Genomic DNA, 18,455 nt, shown 5'->3' with positions numbered 1-18,455 from the left:
TGCTCGCTTGCCGCCTCATCGGGATTCCCGCAGCACGCGGTCCGCTACGGGCCGTGGAACGCCGCATGGCAGCGCAGTTCTGCCGGGTGCCGGGGCGCGGGCCTATTCCTGAGGGGTCATCTGGTCTGCCAGTGCGGTCAGTTCGCTCACGGGCATCGATCCCGGCCGCCGCTGTTCTCTCGCGAACGCGTTGGCGGCGTGCTGCAGGGCCTCGTTCACCGGCGTCCGCACGCCGTGCATGCGGCCGAGGAGCACGATCTCGCCGTTCAGGTAGTCGGCTTCGATTCTGCCGGTCCCGCGGGCCAGGCTCTGCCACGACGAACTGCCGCCCTGCGGGGCACCCTCGACCGGCTCGAGACGCATGAGGTCACCGCGGGCCTCCTGTTGTTCCTGACTGCCGACGGCCGCGATCCCGGCCGCCGCGAGTACGGCCTCGCCCTCGGCCCTGGCCCGCTGAACCAGTGCGGCGCCCGCGCTGCCGGTGGCCTGGCCGCCGACCGCCTCTACGGCATTGGCCAGGTTCGCGAGGAGCTTGCCGTACTTCCAGCGCATCACGTCCGGCACCACCGGCGCGCGCAACTTCGCCGTCTCCAGTCCCGCCGCGATCCGATGGGCTGTGCCGTCGACGCCCTGCGGATAACGGCCGAGGTGCAGAATCCCCGTGTACGGGGCGCCCGCCGCGGACACAACTCCCGGCTCGACAAACGTCGCAGGCAACCAGACGCACATCCCGTAGACCTGGCGAAATCGGCGCAGAGCGATACGTTCACTCTCCACACCGTTCTGCGCACATACCAAGGGGAGCCGCTCGGCAGCCGTCCCACCGCCCACCACCCGGCACGAACCCCAGGCTTCGACGGCAGCCTCACTGTCCTGCGTCTTCACCGCGAGGAACAGCACATCGTCCGCCCTCAACTCCCCCAGTTCATCCGGATGCTGAACAACGGGGAGCCGATGGGTGCGAACCCCGTCCGGAGTCGACAGGCGCAAACCCTGTGCGCGCAGCGCCTCATAGTGCGCACCACGAGCAACCAGCACCACCTCCTGCCCTGCCTCGGCAAGCCGACCGCCCACGGCGGCACCCACCGCGCCCGCTCCGATCATGACGTAACGCATCAAGTCAAACCCTTCCCGCACCGCCCCGTGAGGCGGCGAAAGCCCGGACAACAGCACCCAAGGTCAAGTCGATACGGATCCGATCATCTCAAATCCCCTGCTGGGCTTGCGGGCAGTGGGCGTGACAACTCCCCTGCAGACGATATGAGTTCGGCACCGAGGCGTCAGGTAGCAGGAGTGACCCGGACCCGCCACCGCGCGTACCGCGACGAGCAGGCCGACGCCCACCGTGCCCCCACCAGAGCCGGGCCTGTGGTCGACGGCCGCCATCTCGACCGAAGCCCGTGCCCGACGCGTCGACCGGTCGGTGAGCCGTTCAGTCCTGCCTTCGGACCGCGCCTGGGGCCGCACTCGCTGCATTCGCCGTACTCGCCGTACTGATGACGTAGTCGATCGCGGTAGCGACGTCGGCGGCGACATGGGTGGGTCGGCAGGAGGCGGCCCCGGTCCACGGCTTCCCGTTCGACACCCACACGCTGCCGAGGCCCAGTGACTGCGCACCGGCGATGTCGGCATGAGGGGAATCGCCGACGACCCAGGCCCCGTCGAGCGGCATTCCGACCTCGCCTGCCGCAGCTTGGAAGATGGTCGGCGCGGGCTTCTTGCAGCCGACTGCCTCAGAGATCACCCAGCCCTGGACCAGCAGGTCAAGGCCTGCGCGGCGGATCTTGGTCTCCTGCTGGGCGACGCGGCCATTGGTGACGATCACGCATGCCCAACCACAAGCCACAGCTCTACGAAGAGCCCCGCGTGACAGCTCTGCCGGCACCACATGATCGGCGCCGCCCTTGTCCAGCAGAGCATGTACGGCTCCGGCCGACACCAACCCCCGGTACCGGTCCGCCATCGCAGCGGCCACATCGTCACGCGAGGCGTAGCCACCGGCGTCGAGAGTCATCACCCACGCGAGATCGGCGCCGGGCAGATCATGCCCGGCCAGGAACGCGGTGACCGCCTCGGCGAAGGCGGCATCGCGGTCGACCAGAGTGTTATCGAGATCCACCATCAGCAACGGCACAACCGGCAGTACACCACGCGCGAGCAGCTCTGCGGGCCGGCCGGCATCCAGGACCGTACGCACCACCGCCGCCCCTCGCCGTGCGTCGGACCGTCAGCGGGGAAGACCTCGCACAGACCCCACTGATCAGCATCATCGGACAGCAGCCTCGCACCTTGACTACCCCGCTCGGCGCGCGCCGCGCATCACTACCCCCGCCCCGACATCGCCCGCATCCCCTTCCACGGCGCCGCGTCTGCGGGTTACGGGCCCTTGTGGTGGCCGCGTGCCTGACCCGCCGCGCGGGATTGTCATTGCAACTCCACGTACACGGGGGGCCGTCGGCCGTCGCCCTGAGTCTGCGTGTGGATCAGCGCTACGTTGCGGTGGGTCAGCGCGCAGTGGTGGCCAGGCTTCGGGTTACGAATCGCGGGCTGTGCGTGCTCCGTGCGGAAGGAGGGTTCACGACGGTTCGAGCGCGGCGCCGCATCCCCCCGTCCGCCCGCCGGAGGCTGCGCCCCCGGGGTGTCAACGTCGCCTCAGAGAGTGCTATTTCGGATCTCCGCGATGCGAAGAAGAATGGTCGCGCAGCGAAGCAGGCGTATGAGTGCGCAGGCCGGTCCGTTGCGCGGGCCCATGTGTGCGAGGGGGCTGCCCGCGGTGCCCGTCGCGCCTTCTATTGATGTGTTCGAGCGGAGTGCCCTTCCCTCCCCCAACGCGTTGGGCTCGCTCTGAGCAACGCGTCACGGGCAGAGCACCGCCAACGTGGCGTTCAGCGCAGCCGAGGCGGCGGGCCCGCTCGCCGGGCCGGTGCCGGGCCGCGACAGAGACGTGCCGCTGTCCGCTCTGGGGGTGGCACAAGCTTCGGCCTTGGGCGCCTGGTTGGCCGGACTGCCTCTCGGTACGTGTCCGGACGTCGTGGTCAGTTCTCCGTTCCGACGTACCGGCAGACCTGGGACGTGATGTCGGAGAGGGCTGCCGGGCGGGACTCAGGCCGCCGGCTCGAGGTGTTGGTCGACGAACGGCTGCGGGACCGGGAGATGGGCGTCTTCGAGGTTCATCCTCCGGCTGCGGCCCTACGATCTGTTGAGGTCAGCGCGCTGAACTCCCCTGCATCCAAAGGGCGTTGAGGCGGCGCGACGCCAGGAAGATCTCCACCCCGGACGGCGGGCCTCGGATTCGCGCATGTCTCGGGTCACTCGCAGTCAAGATTGGCTATGGAGGTCCGAACGGGAGTCGTTTCGAGGCGTGCGGGGGGCACTGGCCCTGCCCGGTCCGCTCGCAGTTCGGCGGCCCGGCCAGAGGTGGGGACTCGGCCTCGCCTCGCAACTACCGCGCAGTGTCGGTGCTGTCCGGGGGATCGAATACGCAGAACTCGTTGCCCTCCGGGTCGGCTACGACGATCCAGCGAAAGCCGTGTTCGCTGAGTTCTGCAGAGAGTCTCGTAGCGCCCAGCTGTTCGAGGCGATTGACCTCGGGCATCAGGTCTGCGGTGCCAAAGTCGAGATCAAGGTGCATGCGGTTCTTGCCCTGTTTGGCTTCTGGGACGTGTTGCAGGAGAAGAGTCGGTGCAGGAGCGGGCCCGACCAGGCTCAGGTAGGGAGGTCCGTGGAAGCCTCGCTGATAGTCCAGCGGAGCGAGCGCGGCAATCCAGAAATCGGCTTGCGCCTCGGTGTCGACACAGTCCAGCGTCACGACGATCTGCATGGCGGAACCGTAGAAGGCTCATCCCTCCCTGACGATCCATTTTCGGCAGCCCTGAGGGGGCTGTCACTCTTCAGGCTCGGGCGTCGTCCTGTGCGAGCCCCGTCGTCTGTGAGTCCCTTTTCAACCAGTCCTCAAGCGCTTACTCCGTTGGCCTCGGCCTGCTCGGCCTGGGCTTTGGTGTGGACGAGGCGGTATGAGTCGTCTGCCTCGGTCTGGATGATGGCGCCGTTGGAGGGGAGCTGGTCGACGATGGCCGGGCAGAGCCGGGGGGGGAGAGATCTGGTCAGTTGCTTCTCGTCGGCGGCCTCAACCAGTTCGTTGACGAGCTCGGCGGCCAGCACGCAGTGGGCCCGGAGGCCCCGTCGGCGCGATCACCGAACTGCTGGCGGAGGTAGTTGAGCCCCTTTCGTCTTCGCCATCCCGCGCGGTGCTCTCGCGGCCTTCATGTTCACGTGCATGCTCGCGCATGATCAGGGGTGCGACCGTCGTCGGCGGGGACCGCATCGTTGTGCGTGACGTGGTCCGGAGTCTGCCTGGCGCGATGTCATCGCCCTCCAGGGGAAGACGGTGGAACCGTCGGCGGAAGCGAGCCCGTGGAACTCGTCGTGGTCTGCGCCCGCGCCCGCGATGGACGCAGCCTCGCTCCCGCCCATGCCCCCTCCCCCCCCCCAACACCCCTATGTTGTCCATGTATTGGGAGTCCGGGCCATCCATGAGGTGTGGGAGCGGCAGCGCGGTGCGGACGGCACGCCCGCAGTCGACGACCGTCCAGAGCACGGCGGCGAGGCACGCGGCACGAGAGCGGGGCGGCGAGACGATCCTGGGTGCGACGCGTTCGAGATGTTCGGCGATACGGCTGCTGACGTGCACCGTCCCCGTCGTCACGGCGATCGCGCTGCGCACGGGCACGGGCACGGGCACAGGCACAGGCACAGGCACAGGCACAGGCACAGGCACAGCAGGCAGCGTGCCTGGTGTCCCCGGGTGGGTCGTCGCCGTCGTGTTCGTGGGCGTCCGCCGCCTGGCCCCGCTCGTCTTCGTTGTACCGGCCGCGCCCACCGGCGAGCGAAGAAGCCGCCGCGACGGGTGAGCCCCCGCCCGATGGGTGAACCAGCGTGACAACAGGCGTCGGCCGACGGATTGGCGACAGGTGCCTGCCACCCCGTCCGACCAGAGGCTGCGGAGTCGTCAGCCAGGCGCATAAACTCGGGGCGGGATCCGCACCAGGCGGCTAAGAAGGAGCACTGTGAACGCGTCGGCACGCCGTTCGAGGGGCGAGCAAGCAGGGCTCACGCGCGAGGCCGTGGTAGCCGCCGCCGAGGCCGTCGCCGAACGGACCGGATTGGCCGGTCTGTCACTGCGGGCGGTGGCCACCGAGCTCGGAGTCAGTGCGACGGCGATCTACCATCACGTCCGGGACAGGGACGAACTGCTCGATGCCGTCGCGGACGCTTTCGTGGCCCGGGAGGTACTGCAGCAACTCCCGGACGGGGACGGCCCATTGGAGCGGATCCGCCTGATCGGGCACCGGCTGTTCTCCGCCGGAGTCGAGCACCCCGGTCTCCTCACCTCGATCATCGGCTACCTGCCCGAGCAGTCGCCTTCCGCGCAGTTGGACTGCGCCCAGATCATGCTCGCCGACCTGCAGGAGGCCGGCGCGACGCCCGAGCGTGCCGTCGTCCTCTATCGCGCGATCCTGACGCTGTGCGTCGGTGAGGCCATCGCCTACGCGAACCACCACCGCCCGCGTGCCACCTCCGTCACCGAGCGATTCGAGCGGCACGCGAGCGTCGAGAAGTACGCGCTCCTCGGCACTTACCTGCGCAATGCCGTGGCGCCCGACTGGGACCGCAGTTTCGGGCAGCAACTCGACCTTGTCCTGCGCGAGTTGGAACCCGATACTGCGAAGCCCGGCCGGTAGTTGGCGCAGGCGGCCTCACGACAGGGTCCCCAGCCAGTCCTCGAATCCGGTCGCCGAGGTCGGCAGGCCCGCCGAGAGCACCTCGTAGCCGTTCGCGGTGACGGCGACGTCGTCCTCGATACGCACCCCGAGGCCGCGCAGGTGACCCGGGACGAGGTCGTCGTGCGGTGAGAAGTAGAGGCCCGGCTCGATGGTGAGGACGTGGCCCTCGACCAGTGGTCGGTTCATGTACTCGGTGACGACGGGATTGCAGTCGTGCACGTCGATGCCGAGCATGTGACCGATGCCGTGCAGGGTCCAGCGGCGTGCGAGGAGGTCGTCGTCGAAGACTTCGAGGGTCCGGTTCGGCAGCACGCCGAGTGACTTGAGGCCATCGAGGAGCACGTGCGCCGCCGTTGCGCCCAGTTCCTGGAATGTCGTGCCCGGCCGCACCATGTCGAGTGCGGCGCGGTGCGCTGCGGACACGATGTCGTGCACGTCGCGCTGCACGGCGGAGAATCGGCCGGAGACAGGGAACACCCGGGCGACGTCCGAGCTGTAGAGCTCGGCGCCCTCGACACCGGCGTCGATGAGCAGGATGTCGCCGCGTCCGATCGGGGCGTGGTTTCCGAACCAGTGCGGGATGGTCGACCGAGGCCCGCCGCCGCACACGGGGGTGAACGACACACCGCGGCCGTGTGTCCGGGCAACCTGCGTGAACAGGCCCTCGACGAACGGCTCGCCGCGTTCGATCACTTCGGGCAGAGCCCGGCCGACGGCCCGGAAGCCCTCCACGGCCGCGCCCGCCGCCGCACGCAGTCGGCCGATTTCGTGATCGTCCTTGATCAGGCGCCGTCGAGCGAGCTGCTTCTCGAGTTCGCTCCCGTCCTCGGGAACGAGGGAGTCGACGACCGGGTCGAGGCCGCGGACGGTGCGGGTGTTGTCCGCACGCCGAAGGGCGTTCTCCAGATCGGCGATCGGACGTACGGCGAGGCCCAGGCGGGACCGTAGCGCGGACAGCGACTCGGGCCGGCCGTTCCAGACCGCTCCGCGGGCGGCGTCGAGGAAGGCGAGCGGGTGGCCGAGCGGCGGGTTCTCGTCCACGTACAGGGTCGGTTCTCCGTCACCGTCGATCACGAGCACCGAGCCCGGGTCGGCCTCCCCCACGAGCCACATGAAGTCCGTCGCAGGACGGAACGGATAGGTCAGATCGCTGGTGCGCCACGGGGCTCGCCCGTTGGGGATCACCAGCCAGTCACCGGGGAAGTCGCCGGTGACGGCGGCCCTGCGGAACCGGCGTGGGGGCACGCCACTCCATTCGTCCGTCTCTGCGGCCGGCACCTGCCAGCCGGCGGTCATCATCCGCACCTGTTCCAACGGGGCGCGACGGCCGGCCTTCGTCACCAAGTTCTGCAGTTCTTCATCGGTCCACGTCATACCCTTGCCCTCCAAATTAACACTGTTAATATGGCCAAGGGTTGCCCCGGCCGGGCCGTACGTCAAGCCCCGGACCGTCGGCACCCGTTCTCCGATCGCCACCCGAGGAGCCCAGATGACGTTCGACGTCGAGAAGGTCCGGGACACCGCCGCCGCGCAGCTGGCCGGCGACCCGGAAGCCGGGGCCGCACTCTGTGTCTTCGTCGACGGCACCGAGGTACTCAACGGGACCTGGGGGTTCGCCGACGCCCGGACCGGGGCGCCGTACACCGCGGACACACTCCAGATCGTCCAGAGCATGGGCAAGGGAGTCGTCGGAGCGGTCGCGGCGCTCCTCATCGACCGCGGCCAACTCGATCCGGATGCACGGGTGGCGTCCTACTGGCCCGAGTTCGGGACGGCCGACAAGCGCGACATCACCGTGGCCCAACTGCTGTCGCACCGCACGGGCTTGGTCCACCTGGACGACACGATGCCGCTCGCCCTCACCACCGACCGCGAGAAGCTGGCTGCCGCGCTGGTGGCACAGGCCCCGGCATGGGAGCCGGGAACGAGGACGGGCTACAGCCCGCAGACCTTCGGGAACTACGCCGACTTCCTCTTCGAGCGCGCCTCGGGGCTCGGCTTCGCCGAACTGCTCCAGCAGATCAACGACGCCATCGGGACCGAGATGTACGTCGGTCTGCCCGCCGGGCAGCGCCACCGTGCCGCCCGCGTCCTCGCCGCAAGGGCCGGCTCCCCCACGTCGTCGCCCGAGATGACGGCCGCCCTCGCCGACCCGGACAGCCTGGCGTCGCGCGTCATGCGCAACATCCCCGAGGCGGTGGCCGATCCGATCGCCTGTGTCAACGGCCCGGCGGGACAGAGCGCCTTCATGCCCGCCGCGAACATGTTCGCGGGCGCACGGGACTTCGCGCGCCTCTACGGCGAGTTGAACCGTGTCCTGCGAGGAGGCGTCTCCCCGCTCTGGACCCGGGACACCCTCCACTGCGTGACGACCGAGTACACACGCGGCACCGACGCGGTGATGGGCGGGGAGGCCGCATTCGCGCTGGCCTTCCAGAAGCCCAGCAGCACTTTCCCGCTGGGCCGCAGCCCTCGTGCCTTCGGGCACGGCGGGGCCGGCGGCTCACTCGCCATGGCAGACCCCGATGCCGGTTTCGCCCTGTGCTGGACCGCCACCCGCTACGGCTCGGTGCCCTTCGACGCTCGCCAGACAGCGGTCCTCGATGCCGTGTACTCGGCACTCGGATAACCGCATGCGAGCCGGTGCGCGCGATCCCGACATGTGTCGTCCCGACGAGGCCGTAGTCCCGACACGCGATGGTGGAACGGAGGCGGAAGGGTTGCCACGCTCGCTGGGGGACGGCCGTACGAGACACCGCGGGACGTCCTGTGAAACAGCCCCGACAACCGAGAGAGGCACCCATGGCGGAGAGTTCCGAGAGGACCACGCAGTACGAGCGGGTTCTACGGCATCTGAGGTCGGTCCACGAACCCGGATTCGGCCTGCCCTCGGGCGGCCTGCGGGAGCTTCATGTGACGCGCGACGGAGCCCGCACCGTGGTGACGGCGGATGTCCTGGACGACCTGGACGGACTGCCGCGGACCGCGCTGTGCACCGCGCAGGACAGCCGGCTGCGGCAGGTGTCGGCTTCGGGCGGCTCGGCGCGGTCCGGGCGCTTCTCGCCTGACGGCCGCACCCTGGCGTTTCTGTCCGACCGTGCCGGGCCGGGGGTGTTCCAGCTCCACCTGCTGGTGGACGAACAGCTCGGTGAGGCAGAGCCTGCGCCCGCGGTGCCCGGCACGATCGAGTACCTGCACTGGTCTCCGGACGGCACTCGCATCCTGCTGGGTGTCGCCGGCCTCGGCGCCGAACTGTCCGGCGGGCAGGGTTCGGGCAGCAACCGACGCGAGGGCGGCGACGAGGCCCCGTCGTGGGCTCCGCGCGTCGACGGCGAGACCGCCGGGGAGGCCTGGCGCAGCCTGTGGGTGTACACCCCGGGAACCGGCGTCCTGGACCGCCTGACCCCTGAGGGCCTCAACTGCTGGGAGGCGGGCTGGTGCGGACCGGAGAGGGTCGCGGCCATCACGTCCGACGCCCCGGGCGAGGACGACTGGTACGGCGCGGACCTCAGCCTGGTCGAGCCGGACGGCTCGGTGCGCAAGGTCCTCGGCAGCGAGGTCCAGCTCGGCCTGCCGGTCGGCTCTCCGGACGGAAGGTGGCTCGCGGTCGCGGAGGCCGTGTGCAGTGACCGCTGGGTGCTGGCCGGTGACCTGCTTCTCGTCGATCCCGGTTCCGGTGCGGTGCGGCGTCTCGATACCCGTGGGACCGATGTGACCCGGCTCGAGTGGATCGACGGCGAACGGCTCGGCTACCTCGGGCAGCGCCACCTGAATTCGGTCGCGGGGACCGTCCGGGTCGCCGACGGCGAGGTGACGGAGGTCCTGTCCACCGCGCGGGCCTGTGGCGGCAGTACGTTCCACCCCGACGGGGCGTTCACCGCGGACGGCCGCGTGTGCACGATCCAGGAGTCGTACCGGCTGCCCCAGCAGCTGGTGCTGTCCGGACCCGACGGCGACCGGGTGCTCGGCTCCGTCACACATCCGGGCACCGACTATCTGCGCTCGGTGGCCGGGACCGCCGAGCCGGTGGCCTGGCACGCGCCCGACGGCACGGAGATCGAGGGCATCCTGTGCACGCCGGACGGTGAAGGGCCCTTCCCGCTGGTGGTGAACATCCACGGCGGTCCGGTCTGGGCGTTCCGTGAGACCTGGTCGATGCGGTCGCAGTGGGTGCCGCTGCTCGTGTCGCGCGGGTACGCGGTGCTCAACCCCAACCCCCGGGGCAGCAGCGGTCGCGGGCAGGCCTTCGCGGGTCTCGTCGTCGGGGACATGGGTGGCGCCGACACCCAGGACTATCTGTCCGGGATCGACGCTCTCGTGGAGCGCGGCGTCGTCGACGGCGACCGGGTCGGCCTGATCGGCGCGAGCTACGGGGGCTTCATGTCGTCGTGGCTGGTGACCCAGGACCGACGGTTCGCGGCGTCCGTGCCGGTCTCTCCGGTGACCAATTGGTACAGCCAGGGCTTCACGAGCAACATCGCCGCGTGGGGCAACCGGTTCCTCGACGCCGATCCGGAGCAGCACGGGACGCGCGCCCACACCCGTAGTCCGGTGCTGCACGCCAGCAAGGCCCGCACACCGTGTCTGAACGTCGCCGGGGCACTGGACAATTGCACGCCTCCGGGGCAGGCCCAGGAGTTCCATCAGGCGCTGCGTGCGCACGGGGTGCCGTCGGCGCTGGTGATCTATCCGCAGGAAGGGCACGGGGTACGGGCGTACCCGGCCCAGATCGACTTCCTGGCGCGGGTGATGGACTGGTTCGAGCAGTACATGCCGGCCGCGCCGGAATCGGCGACATAGCCGGACGTCTGTCACGCACGTGAGGCACCGGCGCAGGCGCCTGCGGGCCACAGGGCCCGAAGGCCTCGCGGCCTATGCAGGACCGAAGTGCCAAGGGCCGTCCTGTCAGAGGCCTTTGGCACGGTGGCCGCATGAGCAAAATCATCAACTTCAGCACCGGCACGAGAGCCGATGTCGTGGGATTCCTCGGCGCGGCCGGGAAGTTCACCGCTGAGCAGGAGCGTGTGGTCCGCTTCATCCGGGAGCGCGCCGAGGCCGACCAGCGCAGTCTCGACCGGCAGGGTGTGGACTGGGGCCTGCCGGTGCCGGAGGCGCTCGAGCACCTGCTGGCCGGCCGGGCCGATTCGGACGCCGAGTACGCGGGCAACGCCTACTACACGGCGCTGCAGCACATCATCGACTGCAACACCTCCGCTCCGGGCACGCTGGCCGGCTACTCCAGTCCCTCGACGTTCTTCGAACTGCTCGAGCATCAGCTGCGCCGTGCCGGTGTGCCCAGGGGGCTACTGCCCGGGGACTTTCTGTACTCCGGGCCGCCGGACGAGATCCCGTTCGCCATTCCAGCACCCGAGGACGGGTCACCGGAGATCGGCTGCTGGCCACTCGCCCAAGCCAAGCCCGCAGCCGACGCCTACCGGGCTGCCCGCGAAGGCGTCGACCCCGACTTCCGGACCGAGCTGGACGAGCTCATCCAGCAGCTCGATGTCCAGGCAGGCGAGTGGGCAGCACACCAAGGGCCACAGGACGACTGGTACACCCAGGACACCATCTTCTTCTCCATCGTCGGCTGACCGCCCCTCACTGCGGCGGCCAGGACGTGACAGTGCGGTTCGCGGTGCCCTCGACGAGGTTTTTGCGAACGGCACTTGCTCGGAGCGCCTAGTCCCTCGGGGCTGACAGTTCGCGCACCGTCGCCATGTCGCTGAACGGGATGAGCCGGTCGCCGACGGTCTGGTACGGCTCGCTGCCCTTTCCCGCGACCAGCACGATGTCCGACGGCCCTGCGGCGGTGAGCGCGAAGGAGATGGCGTCCCGGCGGTCGGCGATCCGCTCGAAGGGAGTGCCGGTGGTCGCCAGGCCCGGGACGATCTGGTCCATGATGGCGTCGGGGTCCTCGTGGCGGGGATTGTCCGAGGTGAGTACGCACAGGTCGGAGTGGGTCCCGGCGATCTCACCCATCTCGGTCCGCTTGGTGACGTCACGGTCGCCTCCGCAGCCGAAGACCGTGATGACGCGTGCGGTGGCGAAGTCCCTGATGGCGGCCAGTACCTTGTCCAACGAGTCGGGCGAATGCGCGTAGTCGACGATCACGGAGGCGCCCGAGGGTGCCTCGAAGCGTTCCAGTCGACCGGGGACCGGGGGCATCCGGTCGAGCGCCGCGACCAGTCCGGCCAGGTCGTGACCGAGGACATGGCATGCGGCGAGGGTGGCCAGGGCGTTGGAGACCGAGAATCTGCCGGGGACGGGGATCGCGGCCGGATACTTGCGCCCGTCGTGGTGGAGGGTGAATCGCGTGCCGAAGGCGTCCATGTCCAGGTCGGTCGCCCGGTAGTCCGCTGCCGAGTCGAGGGCGTAGGTGCGGACCAGTCCCGGCATCATCGCCGGAATCAGTGCACCGACGGGGTCGTCCGCGTTGACCACGGCGCGACGGCAGAGCCCGCTGAAGAGCCGGAGTTTGGCGTCCCGGTAGTGCTGCATCGTGCCGTGGTCGTCCAGATGGTCCTGGGTGAGGTTGGTGAAGATGCCGACGTCGAGGAAGGAGTGGTCGATCCGGTGGTTGAGCAGACCCATCGAGGTGGCTTCCAGGACCACGGTGTTCACCTCGTGGTCGCGCATGTGCCCCAGCAGGTACTGGAAGTCCGGTGACTCGGGGGTGGTCAGTACTGAGCGCGGCATCGGGATCAGTTGGTCCCCGATGCGGTTCCCGCCCGTGCCGATCACTCCCACCTTCGTGCCCTCGGCGATCCTCAGCACCGACTCGACCATGTACGAGACGGACGTCTTCCCGTTGGTGCCGGTGACGGCCACCATGTCCATCGCGGCGCCGGGCTCCCCGTAGTAGCGCGAGGTGATGAGCGCTGCCGCCTTGCGGGTGTCGGCCACCCGCACGACGCAGGCGCCTTCCGCCGACGCCCGTACCGATGCGGGGAGGGTGGATGCGGGCCCCTCGATGAGCACCGCCACGGCGCCCCGCGCCAGTGCGGAACCGACGGCCTCGGGGCCGCCCTCGCGGTGCCCGGGTACGGCGAGGAAGAGTGACCCGGGCGAGACACGGTGGGCGTCCAGGCAGGCTCCCGCGGTGATCCTCGTCTGCGGATCGCCCAGCAGTGGTTCGTGGTCGTGCCCGGCCAGCAGGTCACTCAGCTTCACAGGGGGTCCTCTCGAGGTGCGGCCGGTCCGCCGGGTCGCGGGAAGCGACGCCGGCGGTACGCAAGGGCGCGGGCGCAGGGGGATGGTGCGGGAGCGGTGATGTGCGGTCGACGGGTGCGCGCGGCGGCCGCGATACGCCGGGTTCGCCGTGGAGGTGCTTCTCGCGGACGTACGGGCATCGCAAGAAGGGGAACGCGGAGAGGCCGAACGCGCGGGCCTGGCGGGAAAGTTGCTAGCCGTGGCCGTGCAGTGCGCGGCAGCGCGCCCGTCGCTCGACGGGACCCGACGGATGCGGGGCCCGTGACGGGCTCTCCGTCACCGTATGCGTATGTCCCATACGGAGAGTGTACGCGCCCGCCCGCGCGGGGAGAACGGCGTCCTCGCGGCCGACCGACGCCGCCTGCGGTGTGGTGGGGGGCGCATCCGGGGCAGCCCGCGCGTGCTGCATGGCTCGCGGCGCCCGCGCCCGACCCCGGGCAGGCCCTGACGGACCGGGCCGAGCCCCCGGAGTCCGCGGCCACCGGGGCGCAACGGGCGGCGGTTCAAGCCCAGTTGCCGCTGACGGAGACCGCCGAGGTGCTTCGCCTGCTGCTGAGCCGTGCGCGACTGCGCCGCATCCTGGCCGACCCGCAGGACGGCGGGGCGGGCCCCGAGTGCTGCCGGCCTTGTCTCTGCCGGCGCATGCACGAACTTCGTGATGGTCGGCGACCCAGGACATGACGCGCGGGAGTGCTGTCCCAGGCGCTTCGCGCGGCTTCAGCCCACCATCAGCGCGGACGGACGCGGCGCGAGGAAATGGTCCATCACCAGTTCGGCAGCGCCCAGTGCGGCCACGCGGTCGCCGACGGCGGATCCCTGGACCTCGACCCTGTCCCGCGCCGCCACGAGTTCGTCAGCGACCAGGTCGCCGACGACGGGAAGGAACGCCGGGCTCAGTCGGTCCCACAGCGGTCCTCCGATCACCACCCGTGGTACGTCGAGCAGGTTCACCAGCACGCCCAGACCGACGGCCACCCGTCGTGCCGCACGATCGAGGATCCGGCCGGCCACGGCGTCGCCCTCGGATGCGCGGGCACACAGTGCAGAGCAGGCGTCGTCCACCGCGACGTAGTCGTTCAGGTTCGGCAGGGGCATCAGGCCCACCCGGGCGGCCTGCAGGACGAGGGCCTCCGGCACGCAGGCGGCTGCCAGGCCCCCGCGGCGGCCGCTCCACTCGAGCTGTTCGGCGTCGGAGTCGACGAGCAGGTCGCCGACTTCCCCGATGTTGTTCGTGGTGCCGCGGAGAACCTGGTTGTCCAGCACGACCGAGGCGCCCACGCCGGAGCCCAGGTAGAGGAAGACGAAGGTGTTCGAGGTCTCCTGGGCAGCACGGAGTTCCGCTGTCGCGGCGGCGGTGACGTCCTTGTCGAGGAGGACGGGCAGCCCGGTCGCCTCGCGGAGGTCGGCGCCCAGCCGAACGTCGCGCCAGTTGGGCAGCTGGGGCGGGTCGAGCAGGACTCCGGCATCGACGTCGAGCGGTCCCGGTGCGGCGATGCCCAGCCCGAGCACCTGCGCCCGAGCGATGCCGGCTTCGCTGATCAGGCCGTGGACGGTGTCGGCGATGAAGGCGGTCACATCGGACGGGTTCGTGGCCTGCGGTGTGCGTTCCTGGCGCCCGAGGCGCACCTTGCCCGCGAGGTCGAGGAGTACGACGGTCAGCCGTGCCGGGTCGATGTGCACGCCGACCGAGTACGCGCCGTCGGGGTCGGTGACGAGCGGGATGCTCGGCCGGCCGCGCGCGGTGCCGCCCGGCGCGCTCTCGCGGATCAGCTGCTCGTCTATCAGGCGGCGGGTGATGTTGGAGATGGTCTGGGAGCTCAGACCGGACTTGCGCTGGAGGCCGGCGCGGCTGACACCGTGCGACCTGCGGACCAGTTCCAGGACGACCGCCTGGTTGTAGTCGGCCAGCCGGAGCTGGTTACTGCCGCGGCGCATGCAAGTCCCCCTTGTGCCTGTCGAGTTCAGCATCTCCCGGTGACCGGCGATCGTCGAGGGCTGAGGTCAGTTGGAGTCGGCTGGAGCCATCGACCCATTTGTCAATCGGTTGGGAGATTGACGCCGACCTGATTGTGCCCTCCGGTTGTCACGACCCCATAGCATCCCGTGCGCAAAGCCTTGACGGGGCGCAAACGGCCTCCTTACGATCGCTGAACTTTATCCGATCCGCTGGATAAAAGCATCGGGCGGACCACAGTCGGGGAGAGGTGACGCGATGAGCCGCAAGCGTGTCCGTGCAGTTGTCGCCGCCGGAGTACTGCTCGCGGGCGCACTCACGGCCTGCTCGGACTCCCGCGACGACGACGGTGCAGTGACGATCAAGTTGCTCGAGTACCAGAAGGCCCGCGCCGACGTGATCAAGCCCCTCATTCCGGAGTTCGAGAGGGCGATGGCCCGCCAAGGGCGGGACGTCGACGTCGAGTTGATCGCCGACACTCTCACCGATGACCAGTTCCGCACCAAGATCACGCAGCAGCTCCACTCCGGGTCCGCACCGGACGTCATCGACATGGGCGGCACCAACGTCACCGGCCTGGCCGGCGCCGGATACCTGCTGAAGCTCGACAAGTACCTGGACGGCTGGGACGGCTGGGACCAGTACTACGCGTCGGCCAAGGACGGTGCGCGACAGCCCGACGGGGGGTTCTACTCCCTCCCCCACGAGGCGAGCGTGCAGAGCCTCTTCTACCGCAAGGACGTGCTGAAACGCCTGGGCATCGACACCTCCCAGCCGCGCACCTGGGACGAGCTGATCGGCCGGATGAAGAAGGTCAAGGCGAAGACCGGCGAGGCTCCGATGGTCATCCCGGCGGGAACCGCCTGGGGCGCCGGTTCATGGTCGGAGGGCCTGCTCCCCCTCGCCGCCGGCACCGGCAGCCCGCTCTTCGACCCCGAGTCCCGGAAGTGGACGCTGAAGAGCGAGGGGCTCGATGCCGCCTTCGGTCTCTACGACGACCTCATCGAGGAAGGTCTGCTCCCGGTCCAGGATCTGCAGAACCCGAATCCGTGGGAGCCCACGAAGTACGAGAAGTTCCCCGAGGGAACGATCGCCGTGGCGGCGCAGGGAAGTTGGGGATGGAAGTACGACTGGGGCCCGGAAGGTGCGGCGCCGATCAAGAACGTACGCGAGAAGGTCGGCATCTGGGACTACCCGGCTCTGGTGCCGGGCACGAAGCCGTACTCGGTCAGCGGCGGCGGCTACGGGTTCAGCGTCAGTGCGGAATCCGACCACCCCGACGTCGCGGCCGCGCTGGCGAAGTGGCTGAGCTCCGGAAAGCCCCTGGCGAAGCAACTGACCGCGGTGGGTGCGGTATCACCGCGCAAGGACCTTTCCGACACCGCACCGTACAAGGACGAGCCCACGCTGCTCGAGGCGGAACGCAAGCTGAAGTCCACCGTGCAGCCGCCGCTGGGCGACGGCGAGGACCAGGTGTCCCAGGCGGTTCAGGGAGCGACGGCGAAACTGGTGTCCGGCGACGCGGACGGCGGTGAGGCCGCCGACGACTTCGCGGAAGAGGCCGAGGAACTGCTGGGCCGGCCCCGGGTGGCGAAGTGACCACGACGACCAAGACCCCGGCCCGGCTGAGCCCGCGATGGCGGGAGCGCGGCGCCCTGTCACTGCTGCTCGGACCGTCCGTCCTCCTGATCGCGGTCTTCGTGATCGCTCCTGCCTGCTACGGCATCTATCTCGCGCTGACCGACACGCAGTTGACCGGCTGGGCCGCACGCGACCCGCAGTTCGTCGGCCTGGAGAACTTCAGGCATCTGCTCGGCTCCGAGGACTTCCTCGCCTCCCTCGGGCGCACCGGCGAGTTCGTGTTCTGGTCGGCGATCGTCGGGCAGACGGTGCTCGGCATGCTCGCCGCATTGCTGCTGCGTGCGAAGTGGCTGCGCGGCAAGGGCCTGTTCGGGGCGCTGGTGCTGCTGCCGATGGTGGTCCCCGAGGTCGTCGCATCACTGACCTGGGCCAGCGTGCTCTCCTCCGACGACGGCGGCACCCTCAACCGGCTGCTTGCCCTGTTCGGCTCCGGGGCCGCGGCTCCGCTGCAGGACTCGCCGATGCTGTCGGTGATCATCATCAACGTCTGGCGGGGTATCGCGCTCGCCATGATCATGTTCCAGGCGGCGCTCGAGGACGTTCCCGACGAACTGATCGAGGCGTCGCGGATGGACGGCGCGAATGCCTTCCAGGTGTTCCGGTACGTCACGCTCCCGCTGATCCGCGGGCCGGTCTTCCTCTACCTGCTGCTCACCACGATCACCACGGTCGGTGTGTTCGGGCTGGTCTACTTCCTGACCCAGGGTGGCCCCGGACAGGACACGGAGCTGTCCTCCATCTACATCTTCCAGCGCGCTTTCCAGTACTCGCAGATCGGCCTGGGCAGCGCGGCATCGGTGGTCCTGCTCGTCGTACTGATGGTCCTGGGCCTGACGTACGCCCGACTGGCGAAGGTGAAGGTCTGATGACAAGCACGACCACGGCACCCGTCGAACCTCAGGCTCCCGCCGCCCCGCGTCGGCGCACGCCCAGGTGGAAGCTCGTGCAACGAGGGCTGCAGTACGTCCTGATGGTTCTGCTCGCGCTGTTCTGCGTCGCACCGTTCGCCTGGGTGGTGTTGACGGCGGTGGACGGAGACGGCGGGCCCGCGGTCAGCGTCCCGGCGTTCACGCTGGACAACTTCGTGCGCTTCTTCACCGACGGCGGCACTCCCAGGCTGCTCCTGAACAGCATCATCGTGTCGTTCTCCGCCACTGCCCTGAACCTGGCCTGCGGCATCTTCGGCGCCTACGGCCTGTCCCGCTACCGGTTCCGCGGCCGGACGACCTTCATGTTCGCGATCCTGCTGATCCGCGTGATCCCGCCGCCCGCGACGATCGTGGCCCTCTACCTGCTGATGGTGAAGATGCACCTGGACGACGGGTACGTGGGCCTGATCCTGGTCGAGGCCGCGGCGGCGCTGCCCATCACGCTGTGGCTGCTGAAGGGGACCATCGACGCCGTCCCCTTCGATCTCGAGGAGGCTGCCTGGCTCGACGGGAACACCCGGTTCGGGGCGATCCGGCGGATCGTCCTGCCCCTGGTCGGCCCAGGTCTCGGTGCCGCCGCGATGCTGACGTTCATGGCGGTGTGGGGAGACTTCCTCACCCCGTTGGTGCTGCTCCAGTCACCTGACCTCTACCCGCTCTCGATCGGCCTGTTCCGCTCGTTCACCGCCTTCAACCAGGTCGACTGGGGCGTACTCGCGGCCAGTGCCGTCGTCTACATGGCGCCACCGGCCGTGCTGTACCTCTTCCTGCGCCGGCATCTGATGCGCTCCAGTCTCGGCGGCGCTCTGAAGGGCTGACGCGCCGTCCATCCGTACCGCTTGTCGGCCAGACGCCGATGTGCTCTGCCAGAACCACCCTGCAGCGAGTAAGAGGAGACCTTCTCTTGGTTGACGACAATCCCCATGGGCGGGTGCAGCT

General features: G+C 69.5%; 14 protein-coding genes and 1 pseudogene. 8 read left to right on the top strand and 7 right to left on the bottom strand.

Annotated elements, in window-relative coordinates; all coding sequences use genetic code 11:
• Window positions 1-102 precede the first annotated feature (102 nt).
• Together DSC45_RS21090 and DSC45_RS21085 are read right to left on the bottom strand one after the other, a co-directional pair.
• Window positions 103-1,116 carry a ketopantoate reductase family protein gene (locus DSC45_RS21090; RefSeq protein ID WP_119293241.1) on the bottom strand — a complete coding sequence of 338 codons (1,014 nt, stop codon included), beginning with the start codon at window positions 1,114-1,116 and terminating at the stop codon, window positions 103-105.
• Between the two features lie 316 nt (window positions 1,117-1,432).
• On the bottom strand, window positions 1,433-2,197 hold the full coding sequence (locus tag DSC45_RS21085) for an HAD family hydrolase (RefSeq protein ID WP_240434761.1): 765 nt from the start codon (window positions 2,195-2,197) through the stop codon (window positions 1,433-1,435).
• A 681-nt stretch (window positions 2,198-2,878) separates the two neighbouring features.
• On the opposite strand from DSC45_RS21085, the gene DSC45_RS36120 reads away from it, so the two are divergent.
• Window positions 2,879-3,076, top strand: coding sequence for a phosphoglycerate mutase family protein (locus DSC45_RS36120; protein ID WP_205571384.1), 198 nt, complete (start codon window positions 2,879-2,881; stop codon window positions 3,074-3,076).
• A 366-nt stretch (window positions 3,077-3,442) separates the two neighbouring features.
• On the opposite strand, the gene DSC45_RS21075 is transcribed toward DSC45_RS36120, so the two are convergent.
• Both DSC45_RS21075 and DSC45_RS21070 read right to left on the bottom strand, forming a co-directional pair.
• Window positions 3,443-3,820 (bottom strand): VOC family protein, encoded by a 378-nt coding sequence (locus DSC45_RS21075; protein ID WP_119293240.1) that lies wholly within the window; start codon window positions 3,818-3,820, stop codon window positions 3,443-3,445.
• 131 nt (window positions 3,821-3,951) lie between these two features.
• Window positions 3,952-4,158, bottom strand: a pseudogene (locus DSC45_RS21070) (hypothetical protein); the annotation flags it as partial.
• Between the two features lie 908 nt (window positions 4,159-5,066).
• Between DSC45_RS21070 and DSC45_RS21060 the strand changes: the two are divergent.
• Window positions 5,067-5,741 carry a TetR/AcrR family transcriptional regulator gene (locus DSC45_RS21060; RefSeq protein WP_162929288.1) on the top strand — a complete coding sequence of 225 codons (675 nt, stop codon included), beginning with the start codon at window positions 5,067-5,069 and terminating at the stop codon, window positions 5,739-5,741.
• Window positions 5,742-5,756: 15 nt separating this feature from the next.
• Here the strand turns inward: DSC45_RS21060 and DSC45_RS21055 are convergent, their stop codons facing one another.
• Entirely contained in the window at window positions 5,757-7,157 is a 1,401-nt protein-coding gene (locus DSC45_RS21055) for an aminopeptidase P family protein (RefSeq protein WP_119293232.1), read from the bottom strand.
• 115 nt (window positions 7,158-7,272) lie between these two features.
• On the opposite strand from DSC45_RS21055, the gene DSC45_RS21050 reads away from it, so the two are divergent.
• The 3 genes from DSC45_RS21050 to DSC45_RS21040 all read left to right on the top strand — a co-directional run bounded on the left by DSC45_RS21050 (window position 7,273) and on the right by DSC45_RS21040 (window position 11,374).
• A complete protein-coding gene (locus DSC45_RS21050; protein ID WP_119293231.1) occupies window positions 7,273-8,412 on the top strand; it encodes a serine hydrolase domain-containing protein in 1,140 nt (379 codons plus the stop codon).
• Between the two features lie 173 nt (window positions 8,413-8,585).
• Window positions 8,586-10,583: a S9 family peptidase gene (locus DSC45_RS21045; protein WP_240434760.1), complete on the top strand. Its 1,998-nt coding sequence runs from the start codon at window positions 8,586-8,588 to the stop codon at window positions 10,581-10,583.
• A gap of 131 nt (window positions 10,584-10,714) precedes the next feature.
• Window positions 10,715-11,374, top strand: coding sequence for a DUF7691 family protein (locus DSC45_RS21040; RefSeq protein WP_119293229.1), 660 nt, complete (start codon window positions 10,715-10,717; stop codon window positions 11,372-11,374).
• 88 nt (window positions 11,375-11,462) lie between these two features.
• Here DSC45_RS21040 and DSC45_RS21035 read toward each other — a convergent pair whose 3' ends face one another.
• Together DSC45_RS21035 and DSC45_RS21030 are read right to left on the bottom strand one after the other, a co-directional pair.
• Window positions 11,463-12,953 (bottom strand): UDP-N-acetylmuramoyl-L-alanyl-D-glutamate--2,6-diaminopimelate ligase, encoded by a 1,491-nt coding sequence (locus tag DSC45_RS21035; protein ID WP_119293227.1) that lies wholly within the window; start codon window positions 12,951-12,953, stop codon window positions 11,463-11,465.
• A gap of 756 nt (window positions 12,954-13,709) precedes the next feature.
• Window positions 13,710-14,927, bottom strand: a complete 1,218-nt coding sequence (locus tag DSC45_RS21030; RefSeq protein ID WP_119293225.1) for an ROK family transcriptional regulator — start codon at window positions 14,925-14,927, stop codon at window positions 13,710-13,712.
• A gap of 277 nt (window positions 14,928-15,204) precedes the next feature.
• On the opposite strand from DSC45_RS21030, the gene DSC45_RS21025 reads away from it, so the two are divergent.
• Genes DSC45_RS21025 through DSC45_RS21015 form a run of 3 tightly spaced genes read left to right on the top strand, consistent with a single transcriptional unit; the run spans window position 15,205 to window position 18,334 of the window.
• A complete protein-coding gene (locus DSC45_RS21025) occupies window positions 15,205-16,545 on the top strand; it encodes an ABC transporter substrate-binding protein (protein WP_119293223.1) in 1,341 nt (446 codons plus the stop codon).
• The gene (locus tag DSC45_RS21020) at window positions 16,542-17,453 is read left to right on the top strand and encodes a carbohydrate ABC transporter permease (RefSeq protein WP_119293221.1); all 912 of its coding nucleotides are present in this window, start codon (window positions 16,542-16,544) and stop codon (window positions 17,451-17,453) included. The genes DSC45_RS21025 and DSC45_RS21020 overlap by 4 nt, the downstream gene beginning before the upstream one ends.
• Window positions 17,453-18,334 (top strand): carbohydrate ABC transporter permease, encoded by an 882-nt coding sequence (locus DSC45_RS21015; protein WP_119293219.1) that lies wholly within the window; start codon window positions 17,453-17,455, stop codon window positions 18,332-18,334. Before DSC45_RS21020 ends, DSC45_RS21015 begins: the two co-directional genes overlap by 1 nt.
• Window positions 18,335-18,455 lie beyond the last annotated feature (121 nt).

The organism is Streptomyces sp. YIM 130001 (assembly GCF_003574445.1).
In the GTDB taxonomy this organism is placed as follows: Bacteria; Actinomycetota; Actinomycetes; order Streptomycetales; family Streptomycetaceae; genus Streptomyces.
The sequence above is the reverse complement of the archived record's forward strand: the minus strand, read 5'-3'. Positions and strand labels throughout refer to the sequence as shown.

Coding starts and splice junctions, on each gene's coding strand:
- DSC45_RS21090 (WP_119293241.1), bottom strand. CDS start 1,116: ATGCGTTACGTCATGATCGGAGCGGGCGCGGTGGGTGCCGCCGTGGGC.
- DSC45_RS21075 (WP_119293240.1), bottom strand. CDS start 3,820: ATGCAGATCGTCGTGACGCTGGACTGTGTCGACACCGAGGCGCAAGCC.
- DSC45_RS21055 (WP_119293232.1), bottom strand. CDS start 7,157: ATGACGTGGACCGATGAAGAACTGCAGAACTTGGTGACGAAGGCCGGC.
- DSC45_RS21050 (WP_119293231.1), top strand. CDS start 7,273: ATGACGTTCGACGTCGAGAAGGTCCGGGACACCGCCGCCGCGCAGCTG.
- DSC45_RS21045 (WP_240434760.1), top strand. CDS start 8,586: ATGGCGGAGAGTTCCGAGAGGACCACGCAGTACGAGCGGGTTCTACGG.
- DSC45_RS21040 (WP_119293229.1), top strand. CDS start 10,715: ATGAGCAAAATCATCAACTTCAGCACCGGCACGAGAGCCGATGTCGTG.
- DSC45_RS21030 (WP_119293225.1), bottom strand. CDS start 14,927: ATGCGCCGCGGCAGTAACCAGCTCCGGCTGGCCGACTACAACCAGGCG.
- DSC45_RS21025 (WP_119293223.1), top strand. CDS start 15,205: ATGAGCCGCAAGCGTGTCCGTGCAGTTGTCGCCGCCGGAGTACTGCTC.
- DSC45_RS21015 (WP_119293219.1), top strand. CDS start 17,453: ATGACAAGCACGACCACGGCACCCGTCGAACCTCAGGCTCCCGCCGCC.